Below are 22,652 nucleotides of genomic sequence, written 5' to 3'. Positions count from 1 at the left end.
GCGAAGACGGCAACGGCGCGGTCGAAGCAAAGGTCAAAGCCGAAGTCGCCGAACTCTGCGCCCGTTTCCCAATCTACCCGAACCTGTAAGACGAAGGACACCAAATCATGAGCTTTCACTCCATTGAACAGGCCCCCGGCCGACTGAACCGCAGCGAACTGGCCGTCCCCGGCAGTCAACCGGGTATGTTCGAAAAGGCGGCCAAGTCGGACGTGGATGTCATTTTCCTTGATCTTGAGGATGCCGTCGCGCCGGACGAAAAAGAGCAAGCCCGCAAGAACATCATTGAGGCGCTGAACGATATCGACTGGGGTGCCAAGACGATGTCTGTGCGGATCAACGGGCTTGATACGCACTATATGTACCGCGATGTTGTAGACGTCGTCGAAAAGGCCGGTGAACGGTTGGATCTGATCATGATCCCCAAAGTTGGCACCGCCGCCGACGTTTATGCTGTCGATATGCTGGTGACTCAGATCGAGGACGCCAAGGGCTACAAAAAGCGGATCGGGTTTGAGCACATCATCGAAACCGCCCTGGGAATGCAGAATGTCAGCGAGATCGCAGCCGCGTCGAAGCGCAACGAAAGCCTGCATTTCGGCGTGGCCGACTATGCGGCATCGACCCGTGCACGGACCACGATCATTGGCGGTGTGAACCCCGACTATTCCGTTCTGACGGACGCAGATGCCGACGGCGGTCGCCTGACTCATTGGGGCGATATGTGGCATTACGCGCTGGCCCGCATGGTGGTCGCGGCGCGGGCCAACGGACTGCGCCCGATCGATGGACCTTTCGGCGATTTCCAGGATCCGGACGGATACCGCGCCGCAGCCAAACGCGCAGCGGTGTTGGGCTGCGAAGGCAAATGGGCCATTCACCCCAGCCAGATCGCATTGGCCAACGAAGTCATGTCCCCGTCCGATGCGGAAGTGAACAAGGCACAGCGTATTCTGGTTGCCATGGCCGAGGCCGAAGCATCGGGTAAAGGCGCTGTATCACTGGATGGCCGTCTGATCGACTATGCCTCGATCCGTCAGGCAGAAGTACTGGTTGAAAAAGCCGGTCAAATTGCTGCGGCCTGAGCCGCCACAGATCACAAGTTCCAAGGCGCGGGGTCGTTCTGGCTCCGCGCTTCGTCGTTGAAAAGCGCCAGGTTGAAGTGAGAAACGTTAGAGCGGTCGAGTTGGACAGCATCCCGTTTGCTTCTTGCTTTCAATCTGATGATGGGTTCAAAGTAGCTGCTCGCCGAATGATGTTCAGGGACCTCAACCACCGATGAGGGCGACCGCATCCTGACTTTGGGGGCATCGCGCAGGCAAATACAGTAAGATACAGTCGAATGTTAGAACCTGCATCGAAATTGAAGACCGAACGACACATAACCTTTGAGATTTTTGTTCAGGCGGAGTTTGCGTACCTTGAGCTCTCATCGATCATAGCCGTTTTGCAAACGGCAAATGACGTTCTCAACCGCGACCTCTTTCAATGGCAGATTACCTCTGACACGCCCGGACTGGTGTCCAGCTGCTCTGACTTGATTGTGCGGGCAAAACCCGCAATCGCGGACCAATACCTCAGCGACTGTATGTGCGTTGTCGGAGGCCAGATGGGTGACGTCAATTCCTGGTTGCGGCGTGTTCGGGCGATGCAGAAACACAAGCGACCAGTTGCTTTGTTTTCGGACGCGGCCAGAGAGTACATCAAGGCAACAGCGCCGCAGGGGGGACCTGTTACAACGCATTGGCGGGATGTCGGGTTGTTGCGGGAAATCGGGGATTTTCCGACTCTTTCAGAAAACCTTGTCGCCCGAAACGGAACTGTCCTGACCTGTGCCGGTCATGGACATGCAGCCGAGGCAACTATCGGCATTCTTGCAGAGGTGCTTGAGCCTCAGGATTGTGCGGAGTTGGCATGCCAACTGATGCTGAACAACGTTCGCGGCCATTCTCAGGAGCAGCCCAAAGGCCTGAGCGCCAATCCAAACTTCCTTGAAAAGCGGCTTCAAAACACGATCCGCGTCATGGAGGAGAACACCGAACACCCGTTGCCAACGGCCAGCCTAGCCCGACGCGTGGGCATTTCGACCCGACAGCTCGAACGGCAGTTCATGGTGCATTTGGGTACATCACCCGGCAAGTTTTACAGGAAGCTTCGGTTGAAAAAGGCATATACTCTGGTCTCGAACACGCAGATGCCGGTCATTGATATTGCAATTGCATGCGGATTCTCATCCACCTCTACACTCGCACAGACTTTCAAGGCAGAGTACGGGAAGACCCCGAAACAATTGCGGCGAGCGGAATGATGTGAAGGAGTGCCTTCTTTCAAGCCGCATTTTTTTGCGGATCAACCTTCAGGCCCACGTTGATCCTTCGTCTCGCCGTTGTTGGGCGCGTCATCAAGTCGGTAGACGTTCACCTTACCCTGTCGTCCTCTGACAGGGAATTCGCCTACATGAACCAGATGGAAAGACGCGCCGATCAGCTTTGCGGTCGCATCACTGATCAGAATCTTGGTCTGCTCGTCGGTCGACAGATCGCCGGCCAGAGTTTCGATCCGGGCGCAGGTATTCACGGTATCGCCGATGACGGTGTAGTTCATCCTCTCCAGAGCACCGATGTTTCCGACAATAAGCGGCCCGGTATGAACGGCGATCTTGACGCCATAGCTGACCCCGGCCTCTGCCAGAGACTGCTTGATGGCCACGGCCGCACGACAGGCACGTTCGGCATGATCCTTCTGTTCCCGAGGTGCCCCCCAGAACGCCATCGCAGCATCGCCGATATACTTGTCGAGGGTGCCGCCCTCGGCCTGAATACAGCGGTTCAGGATCTCGAAGTGCCGGTTCAGCATCTCGGCCGTAGCTTGCGGTGTCATGGATTCCGAGGTCGCCGTGAAACCCACGATGTCGGCAAACATGACGGTCAGTTCAACTTCGCGTGGTTCGACAACATCGGGGTCTCCGGTCTTCAGCAATTGCCGGACCAGAGTTCGGGGCAGGTATGTTTCGAACCAGCGCAGCCCGTCGAGCATCTTGTTGAAAGCCGCAGCCTGCAAGTTCAGTTCCGCGACACGAGAAGGGGGCAGATAGTCGATCTGATCCAAGTTCAGTTCACTGATCTTCGTTGCCTCTTCGGTCGACCGGTGGATAGGCGCTGCCAATCTTCTGGCCAACAACAGGGCCGCAAGTACGGAAGCGATAAGCAACCCGCCACTGACCAACGCCGCGTCGCTCAGGCGCGACCATTGATTGCTCCAATCGCTAAGCGGGGAATACTGGCCGATGATCCAAGGCTCTGCACCAAACCCATAGACGGTGCTTGTCAGAACCAGTTGTTCACTGTCTGCAACCTCGACCACATACCCATCAAATGAGCGGTCAGTGCCCTGGAATTCAGGCGCTTGTCTCAGCATCTGCGAGATGACCGCATCGTCCAGTACTGCGATCGAATGCAGGGGCGCGTCCGAGGTCAACTCAGTTGCCGAAAGGTTCAGCAGTTTTGGGTGCGCCAAAACGCGGTTCCTTCCGTACAATATGAACCCGGTCGCACCGTATTTGCCGCCCAACTCACCGATAATGTCCGAGAAATGGTGCACCGTAGAGGAGACAAGCACAGCCCCTAGAAAAACGTCGTTTTTATAGGCCGGTACTGTCGCCGAGATGTGCGTTCTGCCCTGATCGAAAAAGGGTTCGTTCCAGAACAGGCCGTCATAACCCTTAACGTCCTTCAGAAACCGAAGCGTCCCGGCAGCAGGGGGTTCGTTTTCAGAGACAAAGGTTGGCCCGTCAGGTCCAGCTATGTGAGTTGTGACGAAAAGACGGCCGTCCGGGTAAACAACGGCAAGGTCGGTCAAATAAGGCGCCGACGCTGCAACACCTTTGAAGTAAGCCTCCAGAAATTCGGTATCGGACAGGTCAACGTCACCTGAGCTTGCGTCTTTCTGCAGGGATTTCGCAAGTTCCTCGATCGGCGTTGTCAGGCTGAAGATGTTGTCCTCAATCGACTCGACGATCATCGAAGCAGAAGTGTTCAGCAACTCGGTGGTGTTTTGAACATTGGCGTATGTTGATACTAACAGCACCGCTCCGGCCGAAAGCGCCACCAGTCCACCGATGGCCAGCGCCAGCAGTGCAGAGATTTTGATTTTGATTCTGGATCGAGGGCTGTCTGCCCGCTTACCGGCCTGGACCAAGCCGCTGCGTTCCAGATGTTTGTCTTCCGTGACCATTTTTGAACGATATTTTGCTTGACGGCTCGTTTCAACGCAGTTGGAGTCCTAACCTAGCGTTTTCGCGTGAGAGGTTGATGCAAAACGCGCGCTTTACTCAATGCGGGGCCAAAACCTGCGGACCTGCAATGCGACACGGATAATTCAGGCGAGGTCGCTGTTAACCGAGATATGCTCGCAAGCTCGGCGGAGGATTTTCAAAAAGCTTCTCGGTCACGACGGGTGGATGCGCCATCTCATCCGCCACAAGAACCGTTTGTTGCGCGATGCGGCGCGCGTCCTGCGGATCATGGCTGACCATCAGTAAGGTGGTGTCGGTCTCGGCTACCAGATCGGCCACGAGATCAAGCATCTCGGCCTTGAGGGCCGGCCCCAACGCCGCGAAGGGTTCGTCTAATAGCAAAATCTCGCGTCGCTGCACAAGGACTCGGGCCAACGCGACTCGGCTTTGCTGGCCGCCTGACAGTTCAGAAGGCCGCCGCCCGCCAAGCCCGGACAGGGCGACCCGGTCGAGTGCCGACTGCACCTGTGTTTCCTCATCTTTCGAAAGACGACCGTTCGGGCGCAGGCCCAAGGCAATGTTCTGTTCGGCTGTCAAATGCGGAAACAGGTTTCCGTCCTGAAACAGCATCGCCAAAGGGCGCTTACCGGGGTGCAGATTGGAGATACACTCGTGTTTCCAGAATATCTGGCCCTGCTTGAGGTCTCGAAACCCCGCGATGGTTTCAAGAAGTGTGGATTTTCCCGCCCCGGATGGCCCGATAATGGCAGCGCTGGTTCCAGCCCCGATCTGAATGTCAGCGCGCAGGGTGAAATTGCCATTTTCAATCACGCAGCCGTCAAGCTTCAGCATGCCAGCGCCCTCCTCGGTCCAAAAGCCAGAATGCACCCATCGACAGCAGCAGTAACAGCAGCGCGCCCCCCGCGGCAGCCTGCATCTGATAAGCCCCCATCAGCCGGTAAATCTGCAAGGGCAGGGTTGCGATCTGCGGATCGGCAAACAGCGCGATCACGCCCAGATCACCCATGGACAACGCGGCCCCAAGCCCGGCGGCAAAGCAGATTTGCGGACGCATCCGGGGCAGCAGGATGCGCGCAAAAAATGTCCCTTTGCCCATGTCCAATGAGATCGCAAGCCTGCCATGCCGAGCAACGGCGTCACGCGCTGCGGGTACAAGAATGCGCAGGGCAAAGGGCAGGGCCATTGCCGCATTCACCAATGCTGTCACGGGCAGCGCGAGTGTCGCTGGGTTCGCCAGCGGGCGGATCAGGATGAACAAGCCAGTTCCAATCACCAAGGGTGATGCCGCCAACCCCAGAATGCCGCTAAGCTCCACTATTCCGTACCGTCCTGTCGCCACGGCAGCGGCCATCGGGAGTGCAAGCAACAGAAGAATGGCGGTGCTGGCCGCCGCAACAATGATTGACGTCAATGCTGCACGAAACACCATCGCGGGCATTTCCAACAACCCTGCGAAACCGGAGATTACCACTGACGCGAGTGGGAGAAGCAAAAACGTGGCCGCTGCGAGGATGCAAAATGCGTCAAGTGTGGGTTTTCCTCCGTCCCAGCGGCGTATTTCGCGATCCAGGCCCGTTCCAAATCCATCTCCACGCGAAAACTTCAACGCGGCGAATGCGGCGGCGGCAGTCAGGGCCAATTGCAACGCGGAAAGCAGCGCCGCGCGACCGAGATCAAAATCGTAGGTAAAGGCCTGATAGATCGCCAGTTCGATCGTTGTTGCTCGCGGACCTCCACCAAGAGTGAGGGCAACGGCAAAACTGGTCAGGCAAATGGCGAAGATCACCGCCAGAACGCCCGGTAGAATACGCAGGAGCATGGGCAGTTCGATCAGTCGGAACATTGCCGCACCGTTGCAGCCCAGTTGAGCAGCCAATCGAAATCTTTCAGCGGGAATTTCCTGCCAGGCCTGCAGAACAAGGCGCGTGGCCAGGGGCAGGTTAAAAAACACGTGGGCCAATACAACACCGTGCAACCCGTAAATGCGGATGGGTGGCAGGCCAAAAAGACCCAGAAGGTCAGAAATCCACCCAGACCGCCCGAAGACCTGCAACAACCCAAGGATGGCTACGATGACTGGAAGAATAAACGGCGCGCCCAGAAGCGCGATCAACGCGCGCCGGCCCCGGAACCGTCGACGAGCAAGGGCGCGGGCCACCGGAACGGCCAGCAGGACACTGAATAGCGCGGATAGCGTGGCCTGGATCAGCGTGAACTTCAATGCTGCCCAGTCGGCGGGGCTGAACCCGCCGCTGGTTTCGGCGCGCAATGCGACAGCCGCAAGTGTACCCAGTATCAGCGTTGCGACCAGACCCGCCGCGCCGATACCCGGCCATGGGCTTACTGGCTGAGCGCGTTCTGCCATTCCGCAAGAGCCTGGTCCCGCACGGCGGCGGCTTCATCGGGTGAGAACAGCAGCGATTTCGCCGGCACGGTCAGGGTCTCGAAACCCTCGGGCAGACCTGTTGCCGGGGTCACGGCCGGATACATCCAGTTGGTCGTCGGGATGATCTGCTGAAACGCATCCGACACCACGAACTCCAGGAACTGATCCGCCAGTTCGGGCTGATCGGTTCCGGCCAGCTTTGCCGCCACTTCGACTTGCAGATAGTTGCCTTCATCAAAGGCTGCTGCTGCTTTGCTTGCGTCTTCTTCGGCGATCAGGTGGTAAGCTGGCGAGGTTGTGTAGCTAAGTACCATGTCCGACTCACCCTCAAGGAACAGACCATATGCCTCGGACCAGCCTTTGGTGACGGTCACGATGTTATCGGCAAGACCCGCCCAAATCTCGGGCGCTTGGTCGCCATAGGCCGCTTTGACCCACATCAGCAGGCCCAGACCGGGGGTGGACGAGCGGGGATCCTGAATGATGATCTTGGTGTCGCTGTCTGCCAGTTCCTTGAAGTTGGCAGGTGCCGACGCGTCTGCTTTGTAGACAAACGCGAAATAGCCCCAGTCAAACGGGGTGAACGTTTCGTCGGTCCATTCGATCGGAAGTGCGAAGTCCGCAGAGACGGAACTGGGTGCAAACAGACCGGTTTCCCGGGCTGCGGCAATCAGGTTTGTGTCCAGACCCAGCACCACGTCGGCGTCAGAGTTTTCACCCTCAAGCCGGACACGCGACAACAGCGCGGCACCATCTTCGACACCCACAAGGTTCAGTTCGCATTCGCAGGTCGCTTCAAAAGCTTCTTTTACCTGCGGGCCGGGCCCCCAATCGGATACAAAGCTGTCATAGGTGTATACGGTCAGCTGAGGCTTGTCGGCGGCGATGGCCGAAGTTGCACTCAGTAGTCCCGCAGCAATCAGCAGATGTTTCATATCATCCTCCATTGCGGCGAGAGGGCAAGGATGGATGAAACCTTTACCTTTCCCTCCGCCGGTTCTAGCCGGTTCAGGTTCTACGGGTTCGCCAAAGGCATCTCAGCGCGGTAGCCGCGCACCCCGAGGTGAGGCCGTCACTAGGGGGGATTGAACGAAAAGACAACCTAATAAAATTGCGTCGCGAAGGGGGCGAAGTTTGTAATTCCGCAAGTCGAGGCGATTTGGACGCCTCGCCGCTTCTTGGAACTTGAAGCCCTTTGAACCAGCGATGCTTTCAGCGTGCTTAGCTCAAAGGGCTCCGAAATCAGAAGTATCGCAGCCAAATGTACACGTTCGCGATCATCAACGTCAGGATCATGATCGGGAACGCGATTTTGGCAAAGGCGATAAAGCCGATGGGCTGTTTGGCCTTTTCCGCAAATGCGGCAACCGTCAGGTTGGCGCTGGCCCCAAGCAATGTGCCGTTGCCGCCCAGACAGGCCCCAAGCGCCAGCGACCACCACAGGGGTTCAATTGCCTCTTTGCCGCCAAATGTATCCGCCGTAGACTCGATCAACGGGATCATCGTGGCCACGAATGGTATGTTGTCCAGAATGGCGGACAGGATGCCAGAGGCCCAGAAAATGAAGAACGCGGTCCACATCATGTCGCCCTGCGTCAGCTCCAGCACTTTCTCGCCAAAGAAAGCCAGCAACCCAACGTGTTCGACACCGGCAACGATGACGAACAGCCCGCCGAAGAAGAATATCGTGACCCATTCGACTTCGCCAAAAATGTGGTGCACGGACTCGGATTGTTCCTCGCCGCTTTGATGACCATAGGCCAGCAGCATCAGCAAACCTGCGCCCGCCAAGGCCGACGTGCCCGGTTGAATGCCATAGCTGTGCCCCAGCGTGAAGCCCAGCAACACTAATGCCAGCACGCTCAGGGACTTGATCATCAGGACCACATCGGTGACGGCTTCGGATTCATTGAAGCCCATGATCCGGTCACTTGCCGATTTCGGGATGCTGGCCAGTTCCTTGCGGTTCATCAGGTAGATGATGCCGGTCAGGACAACCAGACATATGGCCGAGATAGGAGCCAGGTTCACAACAAATTGGTTAAAGCTCAGCCCTGCGGCCGAGCCGATGATGATGTTGGGCGGGTCACCGATCAGCGTGGCAGTGCCGCCGACGTTCGAGGCCAGGATTTCGGCGATGAAGAATGGAAAAACCCGCGTTTCCAACGCTTCGGTGATCAGCAAAGTGATTGGTGCGATCAGCAAAACGGTGGTAACGTTGTCCAGCAGCGCCGAGAAAACGGCCGTAATCAGCGTGAGCATGATCAGGATGCCGGTTGGATTGGCGTTCACCGCTTTTGCGGCCTTGATCGCCACGTATTGGAACAGCCCGCATTTGCTGGTGATGCCGACGATGACCATCATGCCGATCAACAAAGCCAGCGTGTTGGCGTCCACACCGGCCACGGCCTGTTCCTGATTGATAATGCCAAACAAGACCATCAACGATGCGCCCAGCATGGCCAGAATGGCGCGGTTGACCTTTTCTGTGATCAGTACCGCGTAAACCAAAATCAGGATTCCGGTCGCGATCCAAAGGGGATCGATTCCCAATAGTTGTGGAACAGAGAGAGCGCTCTCTCCGTGTGACGTCGAATGCGTTGCCAAGGTTTTAGTCCGGTTCGTATAGGGTTAGCTGAGTGCGCGATCCAGAAGCGAGTTGGCGCTTACGGTGCCGACGAAACGGTTGGTCTCGGGCTCAACAAGGATCACGTGCCGTTTGTATTTGTAGATCAGGAAGATGCCTTCCATCACCGGTGTGTCAGGTGCAGCAACAGGGATGTTGGATGGTCTTGACATGTTGTCCCGGACCTTTTCGGTCTTCAGCCGCACCAGCTGTTGTTCGAAATCTTCCCGTGTCAGATTCATGAAGCTTAGGGACTCGATCGGGACGCGGGATGCATCGTCGTTCAGACCAATGGTTGCCGCTTTGGGCAGGATCAGCTTGAGAAGCGTCGGGGCGGTGAAAACGCCAACATAGGTCCCGTCCTCATCCACTACCGGCAGAAAACGCGCCCGGCTGCCCCTGATGATGTTGAAAGCCGTCGCGATGCTTTCATCGGGCAGAATTGTTTTCTGTACCTCAGGCGGTACCATTACATCATAGCAGGTCAGGCCCATGAGTTTCCTCTGACTTCGATCGGCCGCCGGATGGTTTCCCATCTGCACAGCCACAAAAAACGCCCTGCGAGACATGCGGAAAGTCTGCCAAAGCGAATCATAATTTGATGATGCGCACTGCATTTCACCGTCAACCAGAATTGACCACCCCACTTATGAAATTAAATTGATATCGCTATCGCTATATGTGGCTTACGGATGCGTAACGCATGTCCGATAGTTTGCGCGCGGAACCGGCGAGCGGAGCCTATTAGCCTGGCACTGTGGAAATCCACGCCCACCCATTGCCAGTTTTTGGTCCAGCACTCCGTCTAATGGAACGCGCTTGGCAATCCTGCAGAACGTACATCCGGGCGAATGACGCGGCAAAATTGGAACTTGCTTCGCCGATACCTCTCAGGCTAGACGGACCTCACGCAGGGGAGTCCCACCGAGGGGACTGAGAGGCTGACGGGGCATTGCCCGGCGACGCGACCCTTTGAACCTGACCCAGTTGATACTGGCGTAGGAAGCTAGGGCGCGCAGGCCAAGGATCCGGGCGGGCGCACTCCGAACAGGGGGCCGTACGCCCTCTCGTTTCCCCAAGCCAAAACTCTTCTGGTGTCTTTTTGAGTTGAACCGCTTGAGGAGCACCAACATGAATGTCCCCAATCCCAAGATCACCACAGGTGAATTGCCGGCTTCGCGTAAGATTTATGTGAAAGGCACGCTGCATACGGATGTCCGCGTGCCGATGCGCGAGATTTCGGTCCACCCGACGGCAGGCGAGCCGCCGTTGCCGGTCTATGACAGCTCGGGCCCTTACACCGATCCGAACGTGATCACCGATATTCGACAAGGCCTGGCTCCTCTGCGCCGCAAGTGGATCGAAGCGCGTGGCGATGTCGAAGAATATGATGGGCGCGAGATCAAGCCCGAGGATAACGGCTTTGTCGAAGGCGACCGGCTGACTCCGGAATTTCCCGTCAAACGCCCCCCGTTGCGCGCCAAAGATGGCAAGGCTGTGACGCAACTGGCCTATGCTCGCGCAGGCATCGTCACGCCCGAGATGGAGTTTATTGCCATCCGCGAAAATCAACTGCGCGAGGCCGCGTCCGAGCGGCGCGAAGGCAATGATTGGGGCGCCAACATCCCCGACTATGTGACGCCCGAATTTGTACGCGACGAAGTTGCGGCAGGCCGCGCCATCATTCCGGCGAATATCAATCATCCCGAAAGCGAACCGATGATCATCGGGCGCAATTTCCTGGTCAAGATCAACGCCAATATGGGCACGTCGGCAGTGACCTCCTCGATGGAAGAGGAAGTGGACAAGATGGTCTGGTCGATCCGCTGGGGTGCTGACACGGTCATGGACCTGTCCACCGGTCGCAACATCCACAACACCCGTGAATGGATTATCCGCAACAGCCCGGTTCCGATCGGCACGGTGCCGCTCTATCAGGCGCTGGAGAAGGTGAACGGCCTTGCCGAGGATCTGACGTGGGAGGTGTTCCGCGACACGCTGATCGAACAGGCCGAACAGGGCGTGGACTACTTCACCATCCATGCGGGTGTGCGCCTGCACATGGTTCCGATGACTGTTAACCGGGTGACTGGCATCGTGTCGCGCGGCGGCTCAATCATGGCCAAATGGTGCTTGCATCACCATAAGGAAAGCTTCCTGTACGAGCATTTCGACGAAATCTGCGACATCTGCCGCGCCTATGACGTGTCGTTCAGCCTCGGTGACGGGCTGCGTCCCGGTTCCATCGCTGATGCCAATGACGAGGCGCAGTTTGCCGAGTTAGAGACGCTGGGAGAGCTGACCAAGATCGCTTGGGCGAAGGATTGTCAGGTGATGATCGAAGGCCCTGGCCACGTGGCCATGCACAAGATCAAGGAGAACATGGACAAGCAGCTGGAGTGCTGCCACGAGGCGCCGTTCTATACGCTTGGCCCTCTGACCACCGATATCGCGCCAGGCTATGACCACATCACCAGTGGCATCGGCGCGGCAATGATTGGTTGGTTTGGCTGCGCGATGCTCTGTTACGTCACGCCAAAAGAACATCTGGGTCTACCGGATCGGGACGACGTGAAGACCGGCGTCATCACCTATAAGATCGCCGCACACGCCGCAGATCTGGCAAAGGGCCTTCCGGGTGCCCAACGCCGTGACGATGCCCTGTCGCGTGCTCGGTTCGAGTTCCGCTGGGAGGATCAGTTCAATCTGTCGCTCGACCCCGACACTGCGCGCGAATTCCACGATCAGACCCTGCCGAAACAGGCGCATAAAGTGGCGCATTTCTGTTCGATGTGCGGGCCGAAATTCTGCTCGATGCGGATCAGCCACGACATTCGGTCCGAGGCGCAAAAGGAAGGAATGGAAGCCATGGCCGCCAAGTTCCGCGACGGGGGCGACCTGTATCTGCCTGTAACTGGCGAAGACGCGTAAACCAAGGCGCCGGAGCCGCATTCGGCTCTGGCGCTTCAAATTTTTGGCCAGCTGAACGATCATCGTTCAACACAGCGCGGGTCAAGGTTCGATCTGGCAAGGCGACACAGGCCGACATGTCCGGTAAAGCGACATACATTGAACCGGCCGGACAAGGCCTAAGCTTGATGCCGCCCCACTAGCCAATTTGACGCTGAAGGGTGGATCGCCTTTGGATGGGGTAAGAGATCTTGCTGACCTGCAGCGATAGCGCTCAACCGTAATTTGGCTGTCTTTTCTGCAGCTTGGCTGCAACGCTTTCGGCGAAATCAGGCGATTGCAACTGCTGTGCAAAGATCCTGATTTCAGCGGCCATATGGCCGGCCACTTCATCGCGCCGACTACGGATCAGCGCCTTGGATTGCCTGAGAGCGACAGGAGAGGAGGCCGCGACTTGCCGTGCGATTTCTTGCACTTTGGTTGACAGGTCGCCGTCAGAAAAGACCCGGGCTACCAACCCATGATCCAATGCCTCGGCTGCGGTCAGGATACGACCGGCAAGCAGGACGTCATTGGCGACGGCCATACCGACCGAAGCGGGCAGCAGCATCGACGACCCGGCCTCGGGCACCAGACCCAGCTGGACAAACGGAGCACTGAACGTGGCGCTCTGCGCGGAATAGACCAGATCGCAGTGCAATAGCATGGTCAGGCCAACTCCGATCGCCGGGCCGTTGACTGCTGCAATCAGAGGCTTGGGGCAATCGCGGATCGCATTCAGGAACCGCACGATTGGGTTTTCGTCAGCGCTTGCCGGAATTCCGCCAGCCATGAAATCCTGCAGATCATTGCCAGCCGTGAACATATCGCCGGACCCGGTGATGACCAACGCACGCGCTCCGTCGGTTTGTCCGTATTCTTCGATGGTTTCGGCCATCGCCGTGTACATGGCGAAGGTGATCGCGTTTTTCTTTTCTTCCCGGGAAATGGTTGCGGTTGTAACGCGATCCTGGGTGCTGATGATGATATTGGCGCTCATGGGGTTTGTCCTTAAGGCTTCTGCGGGACTCGTGCCGCCTTGATAGAGGGTTTCGGTTCAGGCGGTGGCCGCCGCATCTTTAGCGCCATAGTTCAGCAAGTGCTGACCTGCAGCATGTTCGCGATCCGAACGTGGCCAGAAACCGCGCGCTGTGCGATCGTTGAGTAGGGTTGGGTACTGCGATTTTTGCATGTTAATCAGTTCGTATGTTGGCGATAAGGCATCGTCAACAAATCACGATGATGACCCCACGTCGCCCCTGCGCCGGGTTAGTCATTTTGCAGCGTTTTAACAATTTTCTGCACGTCCGGGTGTGACTTTAGTCTTTTTGGATAAGCAATCAGATAGTCCTGCGGCAGCGTGATCGGTGACAGGTTCATCTTGATGATGTGGCCGGTTTTCAGATCTGTCGTGGCCATTTCCTGCGGAACGAGGGCCACACCCAGACCATTGCGCGCAAAACTCAACGCGGTGCTGCTGTGCCCCACAAGTTGCCCGGCTGACCGATCAATGATCCGGCGTCCATCCAATACTGTGTTCCAATCCGGGGAAGAGGCGAAACCCGGACCCCAGTCGGTGTGGATGAAGCATCGATCCGGAACGTGGATCAGTCCGTGATTGTATTGTGCGGCCAACTTCGGCGAAGCCACGGCAACCAGAACATCTGAAAACAGGGATACGACCTGATAGTCACCATACAGATCGTGACCATAGAAAACGCGCATATCAATGCGATCGGCTTGAAAGTCCACGGGATCTTCCTCGATCCGAACGCCCAGAGGTGTTTCAAGGCTGTCTAACCCGAGTTTGGAAAGCTTCCGCGCCAGCCATGTCTCAGCGACCGATGGCGGGGCGCTCAGCACCAGCCGTTTTCGACGGGTGTTTGTCCGCTGCATCCTGTCGGACAGGTCCGTCAGGCGCGTCATCGCACCGGCAAGTTCAGGATAGGCCATCTGTCCGGAATCCGTCAGGGAAATCCGGTTGCCTTGTCGGATGAACAAGGTCTCGTCCCAAAATTCTTCAAGTAATTTGACCTGCTGACTGACGGCCGCTGCGCTTACGTTCAGTTCGCGCGCAGCTTTGGTGAATGACCCTGTTCGGGCAGCGGCTTCGAACGCGCGCAGCGCATTGAGTGGAGCCGTGCGTTTCATGACTGTCCTTTAGAAAATCTAATGTACCCTAAAAAGAATACCTATTGATAAGGCCACTGTACAAGGCCTACTCAGGAATAAAGACTGGGAGGATCGATGATGCGTGAAGTGATCAACTTGGACTTATACCCGCTGGACCAGCAAGGCAGCGCGGCGTGGCAAGAGCTGATTGAACGCTGCAGGTTGGAACTGTCCGCGAATGGCCTGTTCAATTTGCCCGGATTTATTCGGGACAACGCGATCCAATCTGCCGTGGCCGAGCTCAAACCGGTTTTTGATGAAAACTCTTTTGTCCATGCGCGTCGGCACAACATTTACTTCAAGAAAGCCATCGACGGCCTTAGCAACGACCATCCCGCCCTGATCGAGTTCGAAACCTCGAACCGGACAATATGTGCGGATCGGATGGGACAGGCGCTTGTGATCCGGCTGTATGAATGGCCTCTTTTTGCGCAATTTCTGGCGGCGGTGATGGAGAAGCCAGAACTGTTCGTCATGCAGGACCCGCTGGCCCGGGTGAATGTCATGGCCTATTCTCAGGGGCAGGCTCTGAACTGGCACTTTGACAGATCGGAATTCACCACAACGCTTCTGCTGCAAGCACCGGACTCGGGTGGCGATTTCGAGTATGAGAAAGATCTGCGCAGTGATACCGACCCAAACTACGACGGGGTAGCGGATTTGCTGGAAGGGCGCCGCAAGCCGACGCTGATGAAACTGCAACCGGGGACTTTGAATATCTTCAAAGGTAAGAATACGGCCCACCGTGTTACGCCCGTAAGGGGTGAACGCGACCGCATTATCGCGGTGTTTTCCTATTATGAACGCCCGAATGTTCAGTTTACCGAGGAGGAGCGCATCGGGTTTTACGGGCGCGCATCATGAACGCGGAAAGAGCCTTCAAAGACGACCGCAAGCTCACTTATCTGAACGCCGAGGGTGCGGATAAACCGCTAAAAAGCCCAGTGCCGGACGCGGTTTTGAACAGGGCGCGATCATACCGGCTGCAGCGTCTGCGCCAGCAGATGGAGATCGCGGATTGCGCCGCGCTGTTGCTGTATGACCCCTGCAACATTCGGTATGCGTTTGACTGTTCCAACATGCAGGTTTGGACGCTTCATAACCCGATACGATATGCGCTGATCCTGAACAACGGACCAGCCATCATGTTCGAGTTCAAAGGCTGCCTTCATCAAAGCGAGGGTTTGCCGGGCATTGACGAAATGAGGGTCGCCGAAACCTGGATGTTCATGGCCTCAGGCGACAAGACTGAGGCGGCAACAGACCATTGGGCCGATGAAATTGCGGACATCGTCCGGGAATATGGCGGAGATAACCGGCGAATAGCCTGCGATAAGCTCGAGAACGGGGGTGTCGATGCATTGAAAGCGCGTGGCCTCAAACCTATTGCCGGTTCACCGCTTACAGAGATCGCGCGCTCGATCAAATCCGACGATGAAATCGAGTTGATGCGTTGGACTATCCGTGTGTGCGAGGCGGGCATGGCGCGGATCTACGAGCATTCGACCCCAGGCACCACCGAGCGTGAACTCTGGGCGCATCTGCATTTCGAGAATGCGCGGTCGGGTGGCGATTGGCTGGAAACCAAGTTGCTGACTTGCGGCCCAAGGACGAACCCCTGGTATCAGGAGTGTTCGGACCGACCTTGCCAACTGGGCGAGATGATATCGTTCGATACCGACATGATTGGCCCGTACGGTTATTGCGCCGATCTTTCCCGCGCGTGGACCTGTGGCTACACGCCCATGTCGTCGACCCAGCGGCGCTTGTACGACACGGCGCTGGACCAGATTCACCACAACCTCCAACTGGTGCGCCCGGGCGTCAGCTTTGCCGAGTTCAATAGCAAAAGTTGGGGTATTCCTGACCCTTACATTCCCTATCGATATTCTTTGGCGGTTCACGGTGTGGGCATGGCCGATGAATGGCCGGTCGTTCCGTTGCATGTGGATTGGGGCGAAGGCGCGATGTCCGGGCGGTTCGAGCCCGGAATGGTCGTTTGTGTGGAAAGCCTGATCGCCAAACAAGGATCGGAAAGCGTCAAACTGGAAACACAGGTTTTGGTTACCGAAGATGGCAACGAGCGGTTGGACAGTTTCCCGTTCGAGTGAAGCCTGCACTACTCGCCAGTAATGTGACGCCTGACTTGCATTGAGTGTGCCGAAAGGCCTCAGCCTGATCCGGATCAGCCGGACCAGGCTGTTTGAATGTGCTCAGCAAACTGACCATTCAGCGTTTCACCAACAGTGCAAAATTATAAATTGTCGCTATTGACAAAAAATAACAATCCCATAAATCATTTCTCCAAACTGGTTTCGGAGACCCTCGATTATGAAAAAAGCGGTCAGGATAGTTCTTCTTGTTTGCCTTTTGTTGCCGCTGGTGGTGGGGACTGCCTATGTCAGCTGGACCAGTATGGCCGAGCGCTATGAAGCGCTTGAGCCTGCGCCGCCGGCTCCGACACGGGTGCGTTGGGCTGAGGTGCGTGAACAGGAGCTGCGCGACTGGATCTACGGTGAAGGAACGGCTCGGGCGGTACGCCGCAGCCATCTGACATTTGAAGTGCCGGGTCGGGTTGCCGAGGTGGGCGACAACGTCCGTGAGGGCGCACCCGTTACCGGTCCGATGGAACACCAGAAAGGTCAGTTGATCGCGCGTCTTGATGATGCTGATTACATTGAGGCGCTCAGAATTGCGGACACCGGCCTGACCCAGGCAGAGCGCAATGTCGATATGGCCAACGCGCAGTTGAAGCAGTCAAAAAGCACCGAAAACCTCTGGCGAACGCGGCTTGACCGTGCCCGGGTGCTGCTGGACAAGAAAGTGGTCTCGCAGCAGAAATTCGATGAAGCCACAGCCGAGTTGGAAGTAGCTATTGCCAACGTATCAGCCTCCGAGGCCCGCGTTGTCGCAAGTGAAGCAGGGGTGCTGGCCGCGCGAAACGAAGTATCGCAGGCGCGCCGCAACCTGGAGCGAACACGAATTCACGCGCCATGGGATGGTGTGATCGCTCGGCTGAACATCCGCGAGGGCGAGTATGTATTGCCCGAGGAAATGAGTTCCCGGGACGACACTTCCATGGCCGCCACTTTTCCGGTGACCCTGCTGGACGCATCCACTTTTGAGATTGAAGTCGAAATTCCGATGCATCGGCGCGCAGAACTGAGAGTTGGCAATCCAGCAATTGTTTTGCGTGACGGGCCGGCTGGCCAAGGCGTGGGGCAGGGCAAAGCGGATCTTCTTCATGCGTCGGTGCACGCCGTGGCGCCGATGTTGTCGCCGGACTCACGCACTGTACGTGTCACCTTGCGCACGAATGAGGCAGACCTGGGTCTGATCGACGGAGAACTGACGCGGGTTAAAATCCTGAGGGACGCCAAAGCGGCTTCGGTTGTACCCGTCGAGGCGCTGCTGCATCGGGACAATGAGGCGTACGTTCTGGTCGTTGACCCTGACACCAACACCGTTTCCGAACGCATCATTCAGCCCGGAATTCGCGAAGACACGCTGGTTGAAGTCCCCGAGGGGCTTAAGCCAGGGGACATTGTCGTTACCGAAGGACGGCACAGGCTTCTACCCGGAGATTCCGTTCAGCTGCTAGATTCCGAGGCACGCAATGGGTAAAAAGCGCGCCAAGGGCAATCGCCTGTTTTCATTCTTTTTTGTCGATCCAATTCTGGCGATATTGCTGCTGTTGTTCATCACCGTCGGCGGGGTGTTCGCCTTTCGCGGCATGATCAAGGAATCGCTGCCGGATCTGCAGATTCCGATGGCTTTCATCCACACCGGTTGGCACGGCACGCCGCAGTCCGTGATGGAAAAAGAGGTAACTGATCGGATCGAGCAGGAAATCCGCGATCTTGAGGACCTCAAGAAGTTTTCCAGCGGTTCGACGCACTCGAATTCGGTTATTCTTGCGGAGTTCGACGCGGATGCGCCGTTGCAAGAGTCCATCAGTCAATTGCGCGAACGGGTTAACAAGGCGCGGGCAGAGTTTCCCGAGGGGCCGAAAACGCCTGTGGTTACGCAGGCATCAATCCGGTCGATGCCGATTGCATCCTTCGTTCTGTACGGGCGGGTTCCGCCCAGTGAACTGGACGCGACAGCCAAGCGTCTGAAAAAGCGACTGCTGCGCATTCCGGGTATCACCAAGGTTGACCTGCTGGGCAACCGCAAATCCTATGTGCGGGTACAATTACTGCCTGAACGCCTGCGCACGCATGATGTTTCGCCGGTTGATGTGGGCCGCCTTATTCGCGCCCATGCCAAGGACTTTCCGCTGGGTGTTTATGAAGGCCCCGAACAGTCCTTCAGTCTGAAAAGCGAAACGGCGATCTACGATGTCGATCAATTGTCCGATCTCGTGATCCACCGCAGCCCGGCCGGATATGTCGTTCGTCTAAGCGACGTGGCGCGCGTCGAACAAGCGCTGTACCGGGCAGAAACGGAAACCTACTACTCAAGCGAAGGGCGCGACTTCACGCAAGGCGTCGCGCTGTCGGTGATCAAAGCGGATGGGCAGGACACGATCAAGCTAGTCGATGCGGCCACGCAGGTGATCGATGCGGCCATGCAGGCGCGCGACTGGCCGGTCGGGTTGCAATACGACATCGTGTCGAACGACGCCGAAATCATCCAACAGGAACTGGACAAGACGCTGGTCAATGGTTGGCAATCGGTAGCAGCGGTATTCGTCATCCTGTTCTTTCTGCTCACATGGCGCGAAGCAACTGTGGCGGCGCTGTCGATCCCAGTCACCATGCTGGGCGGGCTCGCTGCGCTTTGGATGTTGGGATACACGTTCAACGTCATGGTGGTCATCGGCATGGTGCTGGCCCTCGGCCTATTGGTAGATGACTTCATCCTGATGATGGAAGGGATGCACGAAGGGGTTCACCGCAAGAAACTGAAATTCCGCGAAGCCGCCATTCAAACAGTTAAGAAATTCGCCGTGCCGTCCTTGGCCGGGACGGTAACCACCGTGTTGATCTTCGTGCCGCTTGCCATGATCGGCGGGTTGGATGGCAAGTTCATACGCTCCATTCCCGTGACGGCAGGCGTGCTGCTGGTGGTGTCCTATGCGGTGTCGTTGCTAATCACGATCCCGCTGTCGCAATTCCTGCTGTCGCGCCGCGAGAATGCTCAGCCAATGCTGGTCGACCGGATCACCGAACGTCTGGAAACCTGGCTGCGCGGGTGGCTTGGTCGCGCCGTGGTGCGCCGCCGCTCGACCTCATGGGGCTGGATCGCCGGTGGGGCCGCGGTGATTACCACGTGCTTCATGCTGGGGTCACTGCTGCCGGTCACGCTATATCCTTTGTCGGATGGGCGTAACATGGGGATAACGGTAGAGCTGTCTCCGGACAACAAGCTGGAGGACACACGCGACGTCGCGCTGAAGATCGCTGACATCCTGCAGGACAAACCCTACCTTACCTCCACCTTGATGGTCGTTGGCCAGCGCGACTTTGTTTATGAAGGTTCTGCCGAAGATCGTCTGTCGGTTGCGACCGCGCGCAACATTGTTGGGTTTACGGTTCTGTACAAGCCCAAGGCGCAGCGAGACCAACTTGCATTTCAGACCGTGCCCGCTTTACGTGCGGAGATCGAGCTAGCCTTGACCGATGTTCCCGGCTACCGAATGCTGATCACCTCGGAAACAGGTGCGTCCACCAACGAAGACCCGTTGCAGATCAATATCTTCGGGCCAGAGCTGGAGGGTGTTCAACGTATCAGCCAGCAAGTGCAGCAGCGGCTTCGGCAGTTTCCGGGTCTTAGTGATATCCGTGACAATCTCGGTCAGTCCCGGATCGAGGTGACGATCCAGCCGCGGCGCGAGGTTTTGCAGCGCTACGGGCTGACCGAGGCCGATTTTAACGCTCAGTTGACCCATTACCTGGGCGACTATGAGGCGGCCAAAATGCGCACCAGTTCGGACGCGGATGATCTGGAGATCCGGGTCGAGACCTACTGGCCCTCGAAACAGGGTCGACTGGGTGGGCCAGAAACCTGGGAAGAATGGAAAAGCATCCAGATCCGTGTGCCGGATGGGCGTTGGGTCCCGGTTTCACTACTGGCCGAGCAGCGCACCGATCGCATCCCTCTGACCATCTCCCACAAAGACGGTCAGCGCACCGCTACGGTCATGGGCAAAAGCTTTTCGTACACCTTCAACCAGTTGCACGACTTGATCGATCCTGAACTCAGGGCGATGCAGGAAGACTGGCCACCAGGCTACAGCTATAAATTCGCGGGCGAGTTCGAGCTGGCAGGCGAAACCTATGGCGGCGCGCAGCAAGCCTTTATCCTGGCGATGCTTGGCGTGGCGTCAGTGCTGATCCTGCAATTCCGATCCTTCCTGCAGCCGGCGATTATCCTTGTCACCGTGGTTTGCGGACTGTCCGGCGTGGGTTTCGGGTTCTTCCTGTTTGCGATTGAACTCAGCTTTCCGGCGGTCATCGGGATGATTGCTCTGGCCGGCATTGCGGTGAATGACGGCATTGTTCTTGTGGACACGATGAACCGGCACGTAGCCAAGGGAATGGATATCGCGCAGGCCGCTTGCCAGGGGGCGGCAGACCGCTTTCGCCCGATCGTGTCGACAACACTGACAACCATGGTCGGATTGGCACCCTTGGCACTGGCAGACGAAGCGTGGAGGCCACTGTGCCTTGCCATCATATTTGGTCAGTTCGCAGCAACGATTGCTGCGCTGACATTGGTGCCCGCGCTGTTTCGCGTTATGGCTGGTCGACAGGACTCAGAAACCGAGGCCGTGCCTGCGGAGTAAACTGGAAAGGCGGTTAAATCATCTGGTGTCACAGAACTGTCGCGATGCTGAACAAAATTTTACCGCATAGCCCCCGGTTTTTTTGCGCGCACTTTGGGTTGCAACACATATAACATGTCAGAATGAAACACTTGCACGATTGAGTACCAATGCCCCAGATCAACGACCAACTGCTTCAGCAAATCCGTGACCGGTTTGCCCAGATCGACCATTGCCCGCAGCAGGGGCCGCGCATCTTTTTTGAAAATGCCGGCGGCGCGCTAACGCTGAACTCGGTGGTGGAAACATCGCAGGACTATGCGGCCATTCCTGACAATCAGGGGCGTGACAATCCCGGCAGCCACGAACTGGTGCGCGTGATCACTCAGGCCAAAGAGGATATGGCGGTATTCATGAATGCGCCGGGTGGCCAGTTCTTCGTTGGCGAAAGCGGAACTGAGCTCCTGTTCCGCCTGATCATGAACGCGTGTCTGGGTACTGGCACCGGTCAGGTTCTTGGCACGACGCTGGAACACCCCGCCACCCGCAGTGCTTGTGACCGCTGGGCACGTGTCGCGGGCCAAAGCCATGTTCTTGTCGAGCATGATGACGCCACCGGCACCGTGTCTGCCGAAGCCTATGCCGCAAATGTCACGCCCGACACCAAAGTGGCAACTATCGTTCACACCTCGCCTGTCACCGGTATGGGGGTCGACGTGGCGGCCGTGGCGGCTACTATCCGGGCGGTTGCGCCGGATTGCTACATCATCGTCGATGGTATCCAGCACGCCGCGCACGGCCGGATCGACCTGACGGCCTATGACGTGGACGGCTATGTGATCTCGCCCTACAAGGTGTTTTCGCGCCATGGCTATGGGGTTGCCTGGATCTCGGACCGGCTGACCACTCTGCCCCATAACAGCCTGATCGACGGCCCAGCCGACAACTGGGAGATGGGCACGCGCGACACCGGTTCCTACGCCACCATGTCCGATGTGGTCGGCTATTTCGAATGGCTGGGGTCGCAGGTCACCGACTCTGACGATAGGCGCAAAAAGTTTGTAGCCGCAGGCGAGGCGATCCATGCGCAGGAAAAGGCGCTGACCGATGCGATGATTCACGGTACCGGGAACCTGCCCGGACTGGCCGAGATGGAGAAGGTGACTATTCTCGGCGGCGTCGACAACCCGGCGCGCGAGGGTCTGGTTTCGTTGGTTGTGGACGGCGTCCCTTCGGTAGACGTTGTGCGGTTACTCAACGAACAAAGTATCCGCACCCATTTACGTAAGGCGGATCACTATTCCGGTAACATTCTGTCGCCACTTGGGCTGGACAGTTGTGTCCGCGTCTCGATGTGCCATTACAACAGCGTCGCCGAGGTGGCGCAGTTTCTTGGTGCCATGAAGACGATTGCCGCCTGACGCAGACGCTTGGTACACCCCGACCCTCGGGCAGTTGCCGATTTCGTTGGTGCGTTGAAATTCGGCGAAATGAT

At 57.3% G+C, this 22,652-nt stretch carries 16 protein-coding genes and 2 riboswitches; of the genes, 8 read left to right on the top strand and 8 right to left on the bottom strand.

Annotated elements, in window-relative coordinates:
* Positions 1–107: 107 nt before the first annotated feature.
* Together ACR0J0_RS13485 and ACR0J0_RS13480 are read left to right on the top strand one after the other, a co-directional pair.
* Positions 108–1,085, top strand: a complete 978-nt coding sequence (locus ACR0J0_RS13485) for an HpcH/HpaI aldolase/citrate lyase family protein (protein ID WP_480664657.1) — start codon at positions 108–110, stop codon at positions 1,083–1,085.
* A gap of 257 nt (positions 1,086–1,342) precedes the next feature.
* Entirely contained in the window at positions 1,343–2,308 is a 966-nt protein-coding gene (locus ACR0J0_RS13480) for a GlxA family transcriptional regulator (protein ID WP_480664656.1), read from the top strand.
* Between the two features lie 41 nt (positions 2,309–2,349).
* Here ACR0J0_RS13480 and ACR0J0_RS13475 read toward each other — a convergent pair whose 3' ends face one another.
* The 6 genes from ACR0J0_RS13475 to ACR0J0_RS13450 form a co-directional block, all read right to left on the bottom strand.
* On the bottom strand, positions 2,350–4,233 hold the full coding sequence (locus ACR0J0_RS13475; protein WP_480664655.1) for an adenylate/guanylate cyclase domain-containing protein: 1,884 nt from the start codon (positions 4,231–4,233) through the stop codon (positions 2,350–2,352).
* Positions 4,234–4,393: 160 nt separating this feature from the next.
* Positions 4,394–5,086 (bottom strand): thiamine ABC transporter ATP-binding protein, encoded by a 693-nt coding sequence (locus ACR0J0_RS13470; protein ID WP_480664654.1) that lies wholly within the window; start codon positions 5,084–5,086, stop codon positions 4,394–4,396.
* Positions 5,073–6,620 (bottom strand): ABC transporter permease family protein, encoded by a 1,548-nt coding sequence (locus ACR0J0_RS13465; protein WP_480664653.1) that lies wholly within the window; start codon positions 6,618–6,620, stop codon positions 5,073–5,075. Before ACR0J0_RS13465 ends, ACR0J0_RS13470 begins: the two co-directional genes overlap by 14 nt.
* Entirely contained in the window at positions 6,596–7,576 is a 981-nt protein-coding gene (gene thiB / locus ACR0J0_RS13460; RefSeq protein WP_480664652.1) for a thiamine ABC transporter substrate binding subunit, read from the bottom strand. The genes ACR0J0_RS13465 and thiB overlap by 25 nt, the downstream gene beginning before the upstream one ends.
* A 32-nt stretch (positions 7,577–7,608) precedes the next feature.
* Positions 7,609–7,712, bottom strand: a riboswitch (TPP riboswitch).
* Between the two features lie 171 nt (positions 7,713–7,883).
* A complete protein-coding gene (locus ACR0J0_RS13455; protein ID WP_480664651.1) occupies positions 7,884–9,248 on the bottom strand; it encodes an ArsB/NhaD family transporter in 1,365 nt (454 codons plus the stop codon).
* A 24-nt stretch (positions 9,249–9,272) separates the two neighbouring features.
* Entirely contained in the window at positions 9,273–9,761 is a 489-nt protein-coding gene (locus ACR0J0_RS13450) for a CBS domain-containing protein (protein WP_480664650.1), read from the bottom strand.
* Between the two features lie 408 nt (positions 9,762–10,169).
* A riboswitch (TPP riboswitch) is annotated at positions 10,170–10,289 on the top strand.
* A gap of 109 nt (positions 10,290–10,398) precedes the next feature.
* Between ACR0J0_RS13450 and thiC the strand changes: the two genes are divergently transcribed.
* Positions 10,399–12,198 (top strand): phosphomethylpyrimidine synthase ThiC, encoded by a 1,800-nt coding sequence (thiC, locus tag ACR0J0_RS13445; RefSeq protein ID WP_480664649.1) that lies wholly within the window; start codon positions 10,399–10,401, stop codon positions 12,196–12,198.
* Positions 12,199–12,451: 253 nt separating this feature from the next.
* Here thiC and ACR0J0_RS13440 read toward each other — a convergent pair whose 3' ends face one another.
* The gene (locus ACR0J0_RS13440; RefSeq protein ID WP_480664648.1) at positions 12,452–13,216 is read right to left on the bottom strand and encodes an enoyl-CoA hydratase; all 765 of its coding nucleotides are present in this window, start codon (positions 13,214–13,216) and stop codon (positions 12,452–12,454) included.
* A gap of 269 nt (positions 13,217–13,485) precedes the next feature.
* Entirely contained in the window at positions 13,486–14,367 is an 882-nt protein-coding gene (locus tag ACR0J0_RS13435; protein ID WP_480664647.1) for a LysR family transcriptional regulator, read from the bottom strand.
* Between the two features lie 96 nt (positions 14,368–14,463).
* On the opposite strand from ACR0J0_RS13435, the gene ACR0J0_RS13430 reads away from it, so the two are divergent.
* From ACR0J0_RS13430 to ACR0J0_RS13410, 5 genes are all read left to right on the top strand, one after another.
* Positions 14,464–15,252, top strand: coding sequence for a HalD/BesD family halogenase (locus ACR0J0_RS13430; protein WP_480664646.1), 789 nt, complete (start codon positions 14,464–14,466; stop codon positions 15,250–15,252).
* Entirely contained in the window at positions 15,249–16,499 is a 1,251-nt protein-coding gene (locus ACR0J0_RS13425) for a M24 family metallopeptidase (RefSeq protein WP_480664645.1), read from the top strand. The genes ACR0J0_RS13430 and ACR0J0_RS13425 overlap by 4 nt, the downstream gene beginning before the upstream one ends.
* A gap of 220 nt (positions 16,500–16,719) precedes the next feature.
* Positions 16,720–18,012: an efflux RND transporter periplasmic adaptor subunit gene (locus ACR0J0_RS13420; protein ID WP_480664644.1), complete on the top strand. Its 1,293-nt coding sequence runs from the start codon at positions 16,720–16,722 to the stop codon at positions 18,010–18,012.
* Positions 18,005–21,178, top strand: coding sequence for an efflux RND transporter permease subunit (locus tag ACR0J0_RS13415; RefSeq protein WP_480664643.1), 3,174 nt, complete (start codon positions 18,005–18,007; stop codon positions 21,176–21,178). The genes ACR0J0_RS13420 and ACR0J0_RS13415 overlap by 8 nt, the downstream gene beginning before the upstream one ends.
* A gap of 149 nt (positions 21,179–21,327) precedes the next feature.
* Positions 21,328–22,578 (top strand): aminotransferase class V-fold PLP-dependent enzyme, encoded by a 1,251-nt coding sequence (locus ACR0J0_RS13410; protein ID WP_480664642.1) that lies wholly within the window; start codon positions 21,328–21,330, stop codon positions 22,576–22,578.
* The last annotated feature ends 74 nt before the right edge of the window (positions 22,579–22,652 follow it).

It is taken from the genome of Ruegeria sp. BF12, assembly GCF_056538705.1.
The sequence above is the reverse complement of the archived record's forward strand: the minus strand, read 5'-3'. Positions and strand labels throughout refer to the sequence as shown.